Below are 13,015 nucleotides of genomic sequence, written 5' to 3' on the forward strand. Positions count from 1 at the left end.
GCCGCGCGTTCCACAACCGCTCGCCCACTTCCGCTTCACATGGACGATCCGATCCTGTCCCGCCCGGCTGGCGGCCTTCTCGCGCCGACACCCGGCCGCGCGCTGCCGCGCTGGCACTACCCGGCCGCGCTGCTCGCCGGCGCAGCCAATACGCTCAGCTTCGCCCCGACGCCGCATGGCGGCTGGCTGCAACTCGTCGTATTCGTCTGGTTTTTCGCGCAGCTCACGCGCACCGCGAGCTGGCGCAGCGCCGCGCTCACCGGCGGCGCGTTCGGCTTCGGCAACTTCATCAGCGGCATCTGGTGGCTCTATATCAGCATGCACGTGTACGGCGAGATGGCCGCGCCGCTCGCGGGCGGCGCGCTCGTGCTGTTCTCGCTGTACCTGTCGCTGTACCCGGCGTTCTCCGCCGGGCTGTGGTCGTTCTGCGCGGGCCATGCGTGGCATCGCCGCACGCCCGACCCGCGCCCGTTCTCGCCGACCTGGCACGGTGCATTCGCGTTCGCGAGCGCCTGGGCACTCGGCGAATGGCTGCGCGGCACCGTCCTCACCGGCTTCCCGTGGCTCGCCAGCGGCTATCCGCAGGTCGACGGCCCGTTCGCGGGCTTCGCGCCGGTCGCCGGCGTGTACGGGATCGCGTGGGTGCTCGCGCTGTTCGCCGCGCTCGTCGTGCAGGCGCTCGCCGCCGCCCGGCCGTCGCCGCTTGCCGAACCCCTCGCCGGCAATGCGCGCGTACGCATCGCCGCGCCGGCCGGCATCGCGGTCGCGCTGATCGCGGCTGGCCTCGGGTTGTCGCAGGTCACGTGGACCGTGCCCGCGAACAAGCCGCTCACCGTGCGGCTGCTGCAGGGCAACGTGAAGCAGGACATCAAGTTCGAGGAAGCGGGCATCGACGCGGCGATCAAGATGTACACGCAGATGATCATCGAGAAGCCGGCCGACCTGATCGTCACGCCCGAAACCGCGATCGCGGTGATGATCCAGGAGCTGCCCGAGCCGTTCGCCGTCGCGATCCGCAAGTTCAGCGACACGACGGGCTCGGCCGTGCTGTTCGGCGCGGTCGGCGCGTCAGTGACCGAGGACGGCCACTACGTCGACTATACGAACAGCCTGTACGGCGTGACGCCGAATTCGCGCGACATCTATCACTACGACAAGCACCACCTCGTGCCCTTCGGCGAATTCATCCCGTGGGGCTTCCGGTGGTTCGTCGACCTGATGAAGATGCCGCTCGGCGACTTCGCGCGCGGCGCGCCCGTGCAGAAGCCGTTCCTCGTGCACAACCAGCCCGTGATGGCCGACATCTGCTACGAGGACTTGTTCGGCGAGGAAATCGCCGCGACGATCCGCGACAATCCGCAGCCGCCGGGCGTGCTCGTCAACGTGACGAACCTCGCGTGGTTCGGCGACACGATCGCGCTCGACCAGCACCTGCAGATCGCGCGGATGCGCTCGCTCGAGACGGGCCGGCCGATGCTGCGCTCGACCAACACCGGGATGACGGCCGCGATCGATGCGCATGGCCGCGTGCTCGGCCAGTTGAAGCCGTTCACGATCGGCTCGCTCGACGTGCGGATCGAAGGCACGAGCGGCTTCACGCCCTACGTGACGAGCGGCAACAACATCGTTCTTGCGGTGTCGCTCGTGCTGCTCGCGTTCGGCTTCACGTTCGGCCCCGGGCTGCGCCGGCGCAACGGCAAGAAGAACGGCGACGACCAGCCGGAATGATGCAACGGGCGGCCGCTGCGCAGCGCGTGGCGGCCGCCGCCAAATGCAGCATGCAGCAGCGGCCCGTGGCCGCGAACCGGCCGGCCGCTCAGGCCTGCCGGGCCGACTCCGCCGATTGTGCCGATTGACCCGGCTGCGCGGCCAGGCGCCGCAGGTCGCGGCTCACGTCCTCCATCACCGGCGCCCACGCGCCGAACACCGGTTGCCGGTACAGCGTCGCGGTCGGGTACCACGGGCTGTCGTTGCGTTCGAGCAGCCACGGCCAGTGCGGATTCACGTCGAGCAGCACCCAGGTGCGCGCGCCGAGCGCGCCCGCCAGGTGCGCGACCGACGTACATACGGTGATCACGAGATCCAGCGCGCCGATGAACGCGGCCGTATCGTCGAAGCTCGTCAGTTCCGCCGTGAAATCCTCGATCGCGAAGCCGGTCGCGCGCGCCGCCGCGACATCCGCCTGCGCACCCGGTTGCAACGAATAGAACGCGACGCCTTCGATTCCGCGGAACGCGTCGGCATAGCGCTCGAGCCCGACGCGCCGGAACGGATTGCGCTGGTGCCCCGCGCTGCCGGTCCACACGAGCCCGACCTTCAGCCGGCGGTCGCCCGCGAACCGCGCGCGCCACGCATCGCACGCATGCGGATCGGCCTGCAGATACGGCACCGACGACGCGAGCGTCGACGTCTCCATGCCGAGCATCAGCGGCAGGCCGATCAGCGGCACTTCGTAATCGAAGGCGGGCAGCAATTCGACGCTGCCGCCCGCGCTGAACGCATCCGCATGCGCGCCGAGGCTGCGCTGCATCAGCGCACCCACCAGCGGGAACGTATTCCAGATGAGCCGGCCGCCCTCGCGATGCACGCGCTCGGCGAGCGGCGCGACGAAGCGGCAGAACTGCAGCACGTCGCCGAGCCCTTGCTCGCCCCACACGAGCAGCGTCTTGCCGGCGAGCGGCTCGCCCTGCCAGCGCGGGCCCGGCAGCACCGGCCGGCGGCCGCGCAACTCGCCCGCGCCGTCCCAGCGCGCCTCGTGGCCGCGCCAGCCGGCCGCGTAGTTGCCGCGCACGAGCTGGATGATCGCCAGGTTGAAACGGAACGACGCGTCGTGGGGCGCCAGCTCGCACGCGCGCGCCGCGTAGCGCTCGGCTTCGTCCCAGCGCTGCGCCTCCTTCATCGCCATCGCGACGTTGTTCATCGCGAGCGCGTTGTCGGGCGCGAGCTCGACGAGCCGCGCCGCGCACGCGAGCGCGGCATCCAGGTCGTGCGTCGCGATCCGCGCGACGACGAGGTTGATCCACGCCTGCACGTCACGCGGATCGCTGTGCACGGCCGCGTCCAGCAGCGCGATTTCCTCCGCGCGATCGCTGCCCGACAGCCGCAGCGCGATCGCGAGGTTGTTGCGCAGCGATGGCCGATCGGCATCGAGCGCCAGCGCCGCGCGATACGGCGCCACGGCATCCGCGTGACGGCCGGCCATCTGCAGCGCGTAGCCGTGATTGAAGTACGCGGTCGCGCCCGGCTGCACGCGCGCCGCGCATTCGGCGAGCGCGACCGCATCGGCCGTGCGCTGCCGCGACACGAGCGCGCCGGTGAGCTGCGCGAGCGCATCGGCGTCGACCGCATGCAGGTGCGCGGCGGCGGCGAGCCACAGATCGTGCGCGGCGCGCTCGCCGCTCGCCTGCGCATCGGCGGCCCGCCCGAGCAGCGCGAGGAAGGGCGGAAGCAGCGGAATGAGGATGTCGTTCGGATCGTCCATGCGGTCGGGATCGGCAAGCGGTGGCGCGGCACACGTCGCGCGCACCGCAATACGCGCATCTTAACGCTCGCGCGAAGCCGCGCGGCACCCGCGTCGCGACCGGCCGCGCGCGGCCGCCCGGCGCGCGCCGGTCACGCCTGCGCAGGCCGCCCGAACGGGGCCGACGGTGCACCCGCCCGCGTTCCGGCCGCATCCGCTCGCCGATCCGGTAAAATTACGCGTTTCAGCACACTAACAAGCCGCGCCGCCGCGCGAGCCGACCCTCCGGGCCCCGCCCGGAGCGCCGCCCGCAACGGAGCGCCAGCGCCACGAAGGCTCTTCATGCTTACGTTTCAGCAAATCATCCTGACGCTGCAGTCCTACTGGGACAAGCAGGGTTGCGCCCTGCTCCAGCCCATCGACATGGAAGTCGGCGCAGGCACGTCGCACGTCCACACGTTCCTGCGCGCGGTCGGCCCCGAGCCGTGGCGCGCCGCGTACGTGCAGCCGTCGCGCCGCCCGAAGGACGGCCGCTACGGCGAGAACCCGAACCGCCTGCAGCACTACTACCAGTACCAGGTCGTGCTCAAGCCGGCGCCGGAAAACATCCTCGACCTGTACCTCGGCTCGCTCGAGGCGCTCGGCTTCGACCTGCAGCAGAACGACGTGCGCTTCGTCGAGGACGACTGGGAAAACCCGACGCTCGGCGCGTGGGGCCTCGGCTGGGAAGTGTGGCTGAACGGGATGGAAGTCACGCAGTTCACGTATTTCCAGCAGGTCGGCGGCCTCGACTGCAAGCCGGTGCTCGGCGAGATCACCTACGGCCTCGAGCGCCTCGCGATGTACCTGCAGAAGGTCGAGAACGTGTACGACCTCGTGTGGACCGAGTGGGAAGAGCAAGGCCCGAACGGCCCCGAGCTGCGCCGCCTGTCGTACGGCGACGTCTACCACCAGAACGAGGTCGAGCAGTCGACCTACAACTTCGAGCACGCGAACGTCGACCTGCTGTTCACGTTCTTCAACAGCTACGAAGCGGAAGCGAAGAAGATGATCGACGCGCAGCTCGCGCTGCCCGCGTACGAGCTCGTGCTGAAGGCCGGCCACACGTTCAATCTGCTCGATGCCCGCGGCGCGATCTCGGTCACCGAGCGCGCGGCATACATCGGCCGCATCCGCGCGCTGTCGCGTCTCGTCGCGCAGGCTTACTACGACTCGCGCGAGAAGCTCGGCTTCCCGATGCTCGGCAACCCGCCGGGCGTGCCGGGCCTCACCACCGACGCCCAGGACGCCGCACAACCGGCATGGGCGCCGCCGCTCAAGGTCGAACGCAAGATCGATCAGGACTGACGAGACGAGATTCATTCCAATCATGACGCACAATCATCCCGCCCCCCTGCTCGTCGAACTGCTGACCGAAGAGCTGCCGCCGAAGGCCCTCGCGCGCCTCGGCGACGCATTCGCCGAAGGTCTTGCGCAACGCCTCGCGGCGCGCGACCTCGTCGAAGGCGAACTCGTGTTCGAACGCTACGCTACGCCGCGCCGCCTCGCCGTCGTCGTGCAGAACGTGCGCGCCGTCGCACCTGAAAAGCAGGTCCGCGAAAAGGTCCTGCCCGTGTCGGTCGCGCTCGATGCCGAAGGCAAGCCGACCGCCCCGCTCGCGAAGAAGCTCGCGGCGCTCGGCCACCCGAACCTGTCGATCGCCGATCTCGAGCGTGCACAGGACGGCAAGGCCGAAGCGTTCTTCCTCAACTATTCGGCAGCCGGCGCGACGCTCGCCGACGGCCTGCAGGCCGCGCTCGACGAAACGCTCGAGAAGCTGCCGATCCCGAAGGTGATGACCTACCAGCGCCCGGACGGCTCCGACGTGAAGTTCGTGCGCCCGGTGCATCGCCTGACCGTGCTGCATGACGATCGCATCGTGCCCGTCACCGCATTCGGCGTCGACGCCGGCGACACGACGCTCGGCCACCGCTTCCTGTCCGACGGACTCGTCGCGATCCAGCATGCGCGCACCTACGCCGACACGCTGCGCGACAAGGGCCGCGTGATCGCGCACTTCGTCGATCGCCGCGAAACGATCCGCACGCAGCTGAACGAACATGCGAACGGCGATACCGTCGTGATGCCCGAGTCGCTGCTCGACGAAGTGACGTCGCTGGTCGAATGGCCGGTCGTCTACCCGTGCCGCTTCGAGGACGAATTCCTGCAGGTACCGCAGGAATGCCTGATCCTCACGATGCAGACGAACCAGAAATACTTCGCGCTGACCGACATCGGCGGCAAGCTGCGCTCGCGCTTCCTGATCGTGTCGAACATCGAGACGAAGACACCGGCCGAGATCGTCGAAGGCAACGAGCGCGTCGTGCGCCCGCGCCTCGCCGATGCGAAGTTCTTCTTCGAGCAGGACAAGAAGAAGCCGCTCGCCGACCGCGTGCCGCAGCTCGCGAACGTCGTGTATCACAACAAGCTCGGTTCGGCGCTCGCGCGCGTCGAGCGCCTCGAGGCGCTGGCCGGCGAGATCGCACCCGCGATCGGCGCCGACGCCACGCTTGCGAAGCGCGCCGCGCGTCTCGCGAAGGCCGACCTGCTGACCGACATGGTCGGCGAGTTCCCGGAACTGCAGGGCACGATGGGCACGTACTACGCGCGCCACGACGGCGAAGCCGACGACGTTGCGCTCGCGTGCGCCGAGCACTACCAGCCGCGCTTCTCCGGCGATGCACTGCCGACCACGCCCGTGTCGACCGCCGTCGCGCTGGCCGACAAACTCGAGACGATCGTCGGCATCTGGGGCATCGGCCTCGCGCCGACCGGCGAGAAGGATCCGTTCGCGCTGCGCCGCCACGCGCTCGGCGTGCTGCGCCTGCTGCTCGAAAAGCAGCTGCCGCTCGATCTCGTGTCGCTGCTGCGCACGGCCCATGCACGCTTCGAGGGCGTGCCGGGTGTCGCCGAGTCGACCGATGCGATCTTCGCGTTCTTCATGGATCGCCTGCGCGGCCTGCTGCGCGAGCGCGGCTATTCGGCCGGTGAAATCGACGCAGTGCTGAGCCTGAACCCGACGCGCGTCGACGATCTCGTCGCACGCCTCGACGCGGTGCGCGAATTCACGCGCCTCGCGGAAGCCGAAGCGCTCGCGGCCGCGAACAAGCGGATCTCGAACATCCTGAAGAAGTCGGAAGGCGGCGCGAACGGCACGGTGCAGCCGGCGCTGCTCGTCGAAGCCGCCGAGAAGGCGCTGCACGAACAGCTCGCAGCCGTGACGCCGCACGTGCAGTCGCAGCTCGAGGCGCGTGCGTACACGGGCGCGCTGTCGGCGCTCGCCGCGCTGCGCGCACCGGTCGACACGTTCTTCAACGACGTGATGGTCAACGCGGAAGATCCGGCACTGCGCGCGAACCGTCTCGCACTGCTGTCCGCGCTGCACCAGCAGATGAACTGCGTCGCCGACATCTCGAAGCTCGCCGCATAAGGGCCGCACGATGCCGACCAGCCCCAACCGAAAGCTCGTCGTCCTCGACCGGGACGGCGTGATCAACGTCGATTCGGATGCGTTCATCAAGACGCCCGACGAATGGATCGCGCTGCCCGGCGCCCTCGAGGCGATCGCCCGGCTCAACCACGCGGGTTATCGCGTGGTCGTCGCGACCAACCAGTCCGGCATCGGTCGCGGGCTGTTCGACATGGCCACGCTCAACGAGATGCATCTGAAGATGCATCGGGCGGCGGCCGCGGTCGGCGCACGTATCGACGCGGTGTTCTTCTGCCCGCACACGGCCGAGGATCACTGCGACTGCCGCAAGCCGAAACCCGGCATGATGCAGATGATCGCCGAGCGCTTCGAGATCGATCCCGATCACACGCCGGTCGTCGGCGATTCGCTGCGCGACCTGCAGGCCGGCGTCGCGGTCGGCTTCCGGCCGCACCTCGTGCTCACCGGCAAGGGCAAGAAGACGCTCGCCGCCGGCAACCTGCCGCCCGGCACGAAGGTTCACGACGACCTGCGCGCGTTTGCGCTCGATTTCCTTTCACACGAACACGAGTGATGCAGCCGCCGCGCGCATCCTCCCTAACGCCAGACTTACGCCGATGCGCTTCGTCCGCTCCCTGCTGCTGCTGATCTACTTCATCCTGTACACGGTGCCGTACGCCACCGCGTGCTTCATCGCCTTTCCGTTCATGCGCCCCGACGCGCGCTACTGGATGGCGGCCGGCTGGTGCAAGTCGACGCTGTGGGTCGTGCGCTGGCTGAACGGCATCCGCTACCGGATCGAAGGGTTCGAGAACCTGCCCGACGGCCCGGCCGTGCTGCTGTCGAAGCACCAGTCCGCATGGGAGACGCTCGCGTTTCCGGCGCTGATGCCGAAGCCGCTCTGCTACGTGTTCAAGCGCGAGCTGCTGTACGTGCCGTTCTTCGGCTGGGCGCTCGGGTTGCTGCACATGGTCAACATCAACCGCAAGGAAGGCAAGAATGCATTCGTGTCGGTGATCCGCCAGGGCAAGAAGCGCCTGTCGGAAGGCGCATGGATGATCATGTTCCCGGAAGGCACGCGCACGCCGGTCGGCAAGCAGGGCAAGTACAAGACGGGCGGCGCGCGCTTCGCGATCGAAACCGGCGCACCCGTCGTGCCGATCGCGCACAATGCAGGTCGGGTGTGGCCGCGCAATTCGTTCACGAAATTCCCGGGCGTCGTCACCGTGTCGATCGGCAAGCCGATTCCCAGCGAGGGGCTGACGCCCGATGCATTGAACTCGCAGGTCGAAGCATGGATCGAAGCGGAAATGCGCCGGATCGATCCGGATTCGTATCGCCAGGCGGGCAATGCCGGCACGCGCGATGCCGCGCGTGTCTGACGCCCCCAGGTTGCAGCCGTTGCGTACGACAAAAAGAAGCGAACTGATGAAACAGCGTCCGCGGCCACGGCCTGCCGTCGTGGCCCTCGATCATCGCCAGATGGACCTGCCGCTCTTCGACGGGCCGGCCGCCGCACCGTCGGCGCCCGCCACGCCGCCGGCGCCGCCCGAAGCGGCCCCCGCCGCGCCCCTCGATCCGGGCCCGGCGCCCGATCGCTCGCGCGTGCGTACGTTCGCACTCGACAGCCGCGTGCTCGAATACCGCCTGAAGCGCTCCGCGCGCCGCACGATCGGCTTCACGATCGACGGCAGCGGGCTGTCGATCACCGCGCCGCGCTGGGTCACGCTCGCCGACATCGAAGCCGCGATCTCCGAGAAACAACGCTGGATCTTCGCGAAGCTCGCGGAGTGGAAGACGCGCACCGAGCAGCGCGCGCTTCCGCAGATCGACTGGCGCGACGGCGCGCAGCTTCCGTATCTCGGCAAGACGGTGACGATCGCGCTCGGCGCGGGCGCCGTCGCGTTCGATGCCGATGCGCTGCGGCTCTCGCTGCCGCTGCCCGTGCAGGCCGACATGCAGCAGATCAAGGATCGCGTGCAGGGCTGGCTACAGGGCGAAGCGAAGCGGATCTTCGGTGAACGCCTCGCGGTCTATGCGGAGAAGCTCGGCGTCACGTATTCGATGTACGCGTTGTCGTCGGCCGCGACGCGCTGGGGCAGCTGCTCGAGCGACGGGAAGATCCGGCTGAACTGGCGGCTGATCCATTTCCCGATGTCGATCGTCGACTACGTCGTCGCGCACGAGCTGTCGCACCTGCGCGAAATGAATCACAGCCCGGCCTTCTGGCAAACCGTCGAATCGATCTTCCCCGAGTTCCGCGAAGCGCGGCACACGCTCAAGCATCACCCGCCCGAGTTGCTGCCGTCGCTTTGACGCGCACGGCTTCGCCGCCAACGAAAAAGGGCGATGCGGGTCACCCCGCATCGCCCTTTTTTGCTGCCGCGGCGCACATCGCACGCCGCGGCCCGGCTCATCCGGCGCTCAGTGCGCCTTTTTCTGGATGAACTCGATCTTGTAGCCGTCCGGATCCTCGACGAACGCGATCACGGTCGTACCGTGCTTCATCGGGCCCGCTTCGCGCGTGACCTTGCCGCCTTGCGCCTTGATCCTGTCGCACGCCGCGTACGCGTCGTCGACTTCCAGCGCGAGGTGGCCGAAGCCGTTGCCGAGATCGTAGGCCGGCGTATCCCAGTTGTGGGTCAGCTCGATCACGGTGTTATTGCTTTCATCGCCGTAGCCGACGAATGCGAGCGTGAACTTGCCTTCCGGATAGTCGTCGCGGCGCAGCACCTTCATGCCGAGCAATTCGGTGTAGAACTTGATCGAGCGGTCGAGATCGCCGACTCGCAGCATCGTATGCAGCAATCGCATGTGTTGTACTCCTGTGGGGACTTTCCAGAACCGGGAACTCTACCAGAGTCGGGTGAACTTCGCCGGAGGCGCCAGGCCGGGGGCGGCCAACCGGAGGGGCTTGGCCCGCGTGCGGCCAATGCGGCGCATCGGCACCGGCCGGCGCGAGCACATCGACGGAAAACAGCCCGATCCGGCTCGCCCGGCTACCGCGCCGATCGGGTAACATCGTTCCACCTCGCACCAAAAGCGGGCATGTACCCCACCGCCCGAACGCAACCGCCCACCCGCCCCTACAGCCACACTGCCGTGCGAAACCGCCGATTCGAGCGCACCGGATGCGCCGCCCTCCCGATCCCGCAGTCGCCGTACCGAACCGGCGAGGTTCGCCGATGACTACGCTCGCCGCTGCCCCCGTGCGCCGCGCGCTCGACATGCGCGCCGTCGGCCTCATGCTGCTGCTGTGCGCGATCTGGGGCTTCCAGCAGGTCGCGATCAAGAGCACGAACGCCGCGATCGCGCCGATGTTCCAGGCCGGCCTGCGCTCGGTGATCGCGGCGGTGCTGTTGTGGGGCTGGGCCCGCTCGCGCGGTACGCCGCTGTTCCAGGCGGACGGCACGTTCGGCGCGGGTCTTGCGGCCGGTGCGCTGTTCGCCGGCGAATTCATCTGCGTGTTCTTCGGTCTGACGCTGACGAGCGCATCGCACATGGCGATCTTCCTGTACACGGCACCGTGCTTCACGGCGCTCGGCCTGCACCTGTTCGCACCGGGCGAACGGCTGCAGCGCAAGCAGTGGGCCGGCGTCGGCCTGGCATTCGCCGGCATCGCGCTCGCCTTCGCGGACGGCTTCCTGAAGCCCCGCGCGCCCGGCGCATCCGTGCTGGCCGGGCTCGCCGGCGATGCGCTCGGGATACTCGGCGGCGCGATGTGGGCTGCGACGACGGTCGTCGTGCGCTCGACGGCACTCGCGCGGGCGAGCGCGAGCAAGACGCTGTTCTACCAGCTCGCGGTATCGGCGGTCGTGCTGGTCGCGCTTGCCGCGCTGTTCGGCCAGGTGTCGTTCGCGCACGTCACGCCGGTCGCGGTGGCAAGTCTCGCGTACCAGTCGGTGATCGTCGCGTTCGTCAGCTACCTGTCGTGGTTCTGGCTGCTGACGCGCTACAGCGCGTCACGGCTGTCCGTCTTCACGTTCCTGTCGCCGCTGTTCGGCGTCGCGTTCGGCGTGCTGCTGCTCGGCGAATCGGTCGGCTGGCGCTTCATGTCCGCGGCCGCGCTCGTGCTGACCGGCATCGCGCTCGTCAACGCGCCGCCGCGCCGGCGAGCATGACAACCGCGCGCAACTCGCGCGCATCCACGCAATAAAAAAGGCTGCCCCGCAGGGCAGCCTCTTCGGCACACATCCGGTCCGGCTCGCGTGGCCGGCCTCAGCCGGCCTTGCGCACCGCCGCGAGCGCCTGCGCGACGCCGACGTACTCGGCCACGCTCACGTCCTCCGCACGGCGCGCGAGATCGAAGCCGAGCGCGTCGAAATCGATCGTCTCGCGATAGTCGCCGAGCGTATTGCGCAGCATCTTGCGGCGCTGCGAGAACGCGGCGGTGACGACTTCGCCGAGCAGCACGGGATCGACGTCCGGCAGTTCGTGCGGCTCGTACGGAATCATCCGGACGATCGCCGAATCGACCTTCGGCGGCGGCTGGAACGATTCCGGCGGCACATCGAGCATCTTTTCCATCACGTAGCGGTACTGCAGCATCACCGACAGACGCGAGAACGCCTTCGTGCCCGGCTCCGCGACCATCCGCTCGACGACTTCGTTCTGCAGCATGAAGTGCTGGTCGATGACCGCATCGGCGAACGTCATCAGGTGAAACAGCAGCGGGCTGGAAATGTTGTACGGCAGGTTGCCGACGATCCGCAGCGACGGCTTGTCGCCGGGCGCCGCAAGCGAACGGAAGTCGAACGCGAGCGCATCGCCCGCGTGCAGTTCGAGCAGCGCGCCGAAGCGCTGCTGCAGGCGCCCGATCAGGTCGCGGTCGAGCTCGACCGCGTGCAGCGGCGACTCGGGCGTCGCGAGACGCTCGATCAGCGGCTCGGTCAGCGCGCCGAGCCCGGGGCCGATCTCGACCATGCGCTGGCCGCGCGCGGGGCCGATCGTCGCGACGATCGAGTCGATCACGCCGTGATCGACGAGGAAGTTCTGCCCGAAGCGCTTGCGCGCGAAATGGCCTTGGTGCTGTCTGCTGTTCGACATCGACTGAGTAAAACGAAAAATACGACGAATGAGGTGAAGCCGGGCCGCGTCAGGCCGTGCGGCGATGGCGCGCCATCGTGACGGCCGTGTCGAGCGCGGCGATCATGCTGCCCGGATCCGCTCGGCCCGTGCCGGCCAGGTCGAGCGCCGTGCCGTGATCGACCGACGTCCGGATGATCGGCAGCCCGAGCGTCACGTTGATGCCCTCGCCGAACGTCGCGTACTTCAGCACGGGCAGACCCTGGTCATGGAACATCGCGAGCACGCAATCGGCATCGGCAAGATGGCGGGGCTGGAACAGCGTGTCGGCCGGATACGGGCCGCGCGCGTCGATGCCCTGCGCGTTCGCGCGGGCCAGCGCCGGCGAGATCACGTCGATCTCCTCGCGGCCGAGATAGCCGTTCTCGCCCGCGTGCGGGTTCAGGCCCGTCACGAGAATGCGCGGCGCGGCCAGACCGAAGTCGCGCCGCAGGTCGCGATCGATGATCGCGAGCGTCTCGACGAGACCGTCGATCGTCAGTGCGGCCGACACGTCCTTCAGCGGCAAATGCGTGGTCGCGAGCGCGACGCGCAGCGGCTTGTGGCCGGTACCGGCCAGCATCATCACGACACGCGGCGTATGCGTGCGCTCCGCCAGGTATTCGGTATGGCCGGTGAACGGCACGCCCGCATCGTTGATCGTGCTCTTCTGCAGCGGTGCGGTGACGATCGCGTCGTACCGGCCTGCCAGCGCGCCGTCGATCGCCGCGTCGAGCAGCCCGAGCACGTACGGGCCGTTCGCCGCGTCCAGCTTGCCCGCCTGCACCGGCACGGCGAGCGCGTGATGCGCGACCGACACCGGCCCGCTGCCGGCGAGCGTCGCCCGGTCGGCGCCGACGGCCGCCGCGCGTGCGTCGAGCAACGCCGCATCGCCGAGCACGGTGAAATGCGCGTCGGGCCAGCGCTGCGCGGCATCACACAGCGCCTGCACGGTCAGCTCCGGGCCGACCCCCGCGGGTTCGCCGGTCGTGATCGCGATCTGCAGCGCGGGCGTGGTCATC

11 protein-coding genes are annotated in these 13,015 nt (G+C 68.8%); 7 read left to right on the forward strand and 4 right to left on the reverse strand.

The features are described 5' to 3' along the window. The first annotated feature begins 39 nt into the window (after positions 1-39). On the forward strand, positions 40-1,728 hold the full coding sequence (lnt, locus tag BCO18175_RS28985; protein WP_174986103.1) for an apolipoprotein N-acyltransferase: 1,689 nt from the start codon (positions 40-42) through the stop codon (positions 1,726-1,728). 88 nt (positions 1,729-1,816) lie between these two features. On the opposite strand, the gene BCO18175_RS28990 is transcribed toward lnt, so the two are convergent. Then, entirely contained in the window at positions 1,817-3,481 is a 1,665-nt protein-coding gene (locus BCO18175_RS28990) for a tetratricopeptide repeat protein (RefSeq protein WP_174986105.1), read from the reverse strand. A 321-nt stretch (positions 3,482-3,802) separates the two neighbouring features. Here BCO18175_RS28990 and glyQ point away from each other — a divergent pair, with 321 nt between their 5' ends. The 5 genes from glyQ to BCO18175_RS29015 are packed head-to-tail and all read left to right on the forward strand — an operon-like array spanning position 3,803 to position 9,245. After that, positions 3,803-4,807: a glycine--tRNA ligase subunit alpha gene (glyQ, locus tag BCO18175_RS28995; protein ID WP_011885965.1), complete on the forward strand. Its 1,005-nt coding sequence runs from the start codon at positions 3,803-3,805 to the stop codon at positions 4,805-4,807. Between the two features lie 22 nt (positions 4,808-4,829). After that, positions 4,830-6,929 carry a glycine--tRNA ligase subunit beta gene (gene glyS / locus BCO18175_RS29000; protein ID WP_174973314.1) on the forward strand — a complete coding sequence of 700 codons (2,100 nt, stop codon included), beginning with the start codon at positions 4,830-4,832 and terminating at the stop codon, positions 6,927-6,929. A gap of 10 nt (positions 6,930-6,939) precedes the next feature. Beyond that, positions 6,940-7,503, forward strand: coding sequence for a D-glycero-beta-D-manno-heptose 1,7-bisphosphate 7-phosphatase (gene gmhB, locus BCO18175_RS29005; RefSeq protein ID WP_166963525.1), 564 nt, complete (start codon positions 6,940-6,942; stop codon positions 7,501-7,503). Between the two features lie 43 nt (positions 7,504-7,546). Beyond that, positions 7,547-8,311, forward strand: a complete 765-nt coding sequence (locus BCO18175_RS29010) for a lysophospholipid acyltransferase family protein (RefSeq protein ID WP_085042357.1) — start codon at positions 7,547-7,549, stop codon at positions 8,309-8,311. 46 nt (positions 8,312-8,357) lie between these two features. After that, positions 8,358-9,245 (forward strand): M48 family metallopeptidase, encoded by an 888-nt coding sequence (locus tag BCO18175_RS29015; RefSeq protein WP_069747088.1) that lies wholly within the window; start codon positions 8,358-8,360, stop codon positions 9,243-9,245. A 108-nt stretch (positions 9,246-9,353) separates the two neighbouring features. Here the strand turns inward: BCO18175_RS29015 and gloA are convergent, their stop codons facing one another. Beyond that, positions 9,354-9,743: a lactoylglutathione lyase gene (gene gloA, locus BCO18175_RS29020; protein WP_174915385.1), complete on the reverse strand. Its 390-nt coding sequence runs from the start codon at positions 9,741-9,743 to the stop codon at positions 9,354-9,356. Between the two features lie 371 nt (positions 9,744-10,114). Here gloA and BCO18175_RS29025 point away from each other — a divergent pair, with 371 nt between their 5' ends. After that, on the forward strand, positions 10,115-11,050 hold the full coding sequence (locus BCO18175_RS29025) for a DMT family transporter (RefSeq protein WP_174986107.1): 936 nt from the start codon (positions 10,115-10,117) through the stop codon (positions 11,048-11,050). Positions 11,051-11,147: 97 nt separating this feature from the next. On the opposite strand, the gene rsmA is transcribed toward BCO18175_RS29025, so the two are convergent. Further along, entirely contained in the window at positions 11,148-11,975 is an 828-nt protein-coding gene (rsmA, locus tag BCO18175_RS29030; RefSeq protein ID WP_174973311.1) for a 16S rRNA (adenine(1518)-N(6)/adenine(1519)-N(6))-dimethyltransferase RsmA, read from the reverse strand. A gap of 49 nt (positions 11,976-12,024) precedes the next feature. Next, a complete protein-coding gene (pdxA, locus tag BCO18175_RS29035) occupies positions 12,025-13,014 on the reverse strand; it encodes a 4-hydroxythreonine-4-phosphate dehydrogenase PdxA (RefSeq protein ID WP_174986108.1) in 990 nt (329 codons plus the stop codon). Between the last annotated feature and the right edge of the window lies 1 nt (position 13,015).

Origin of the sequence: Burkholderia lata, from assembly GCF_902499335.1 — a bacterium.
GTDB lineage: Bacteria > Pseudomonadota > Gammaproteobacteria > Burkholderiales > Burkholderiaceae > Burkholderia > Burkholderia lata_B.

Excerpts from the sequence above, each read along its gene's own strand:
- BCO18175_RS29010 (WP_085042357.1), top strand. The coding sequence starts at position 7,547 with ATGCGCTTCGTCCGCTCCCTGCTGCTGCTGATCTACTTCATCCTGTAC.
- pdxA (WP_174986108.1), bottom strand. The coding sequence starts at position 13,014 with ATGACCACGCCCGCGCTGCAGATCGCGATCACGACCGGCGAACCCGCG.
- glyS (WP_174973314.1), top strand. The coding sequence starts at position 4,830 with ATGACGCACAATCATCCCGCCCCCCTGCTCGTCGAACTGCTGACCGAA.
- BCO18175_RS29015 (WP_069747088.1), top strand. The coding sequence starts at position 8,358 with ATGAAACAGCGTCCGCGGCCACGGCCTGCCGTCGTGGCCCTCGATCAT.
- gmhB (WP_166963525.1), top strand. The coding sequence starts at position 6,940 with ATGCCGACCAGCCCCAACCGAAAGCTCGTCGTCCTCGACCGGGACGGC.
- gloA (WP_174915385.1), bottom strand. The coding sequence starts at position 9,743 with ATGCGATTGCTGCATACGATGCTGCGAGTCGGCGATCTCGACCGCTCG.
- BCO18175_RS28990 (WP_174986105.1), bottom strand. The coding sequence starts at position 3,481 with ATGGACGATCCGAACGACATCCTCATTCCGCTGCTTCCGCCCTTCCTC.
- lnt (WP_174986103.1), top strand. The coding sequence starts at position 40 with ATGGACGATCCGATCCTGTCCCGCCCGGCTGGCGGCCTTCTCGCGCCG.
- rsmA (WP_174973311.1), bottom strand. The coding sequence starts at position 11,975 with ATGTCGAACAGCAGACAGCACCAAGGCCATTTCGCGCGCAAGCGCTTC.
- BCO18175_RS29025 (WP_174986107.1), top strand. The coding sequence starts at position 10,115 with ATGACTACGCTCGCCGCTGCCCCCGTGCGCCGCGCGCTCGACATGCGC.
- glyQ (WP_011885965.1), top strand. The coding sequence starts at position 3,803 with ATGCTTACGTTTCAGCAAATCATCCTGACGCTGCAGTCCTACTGGGAC.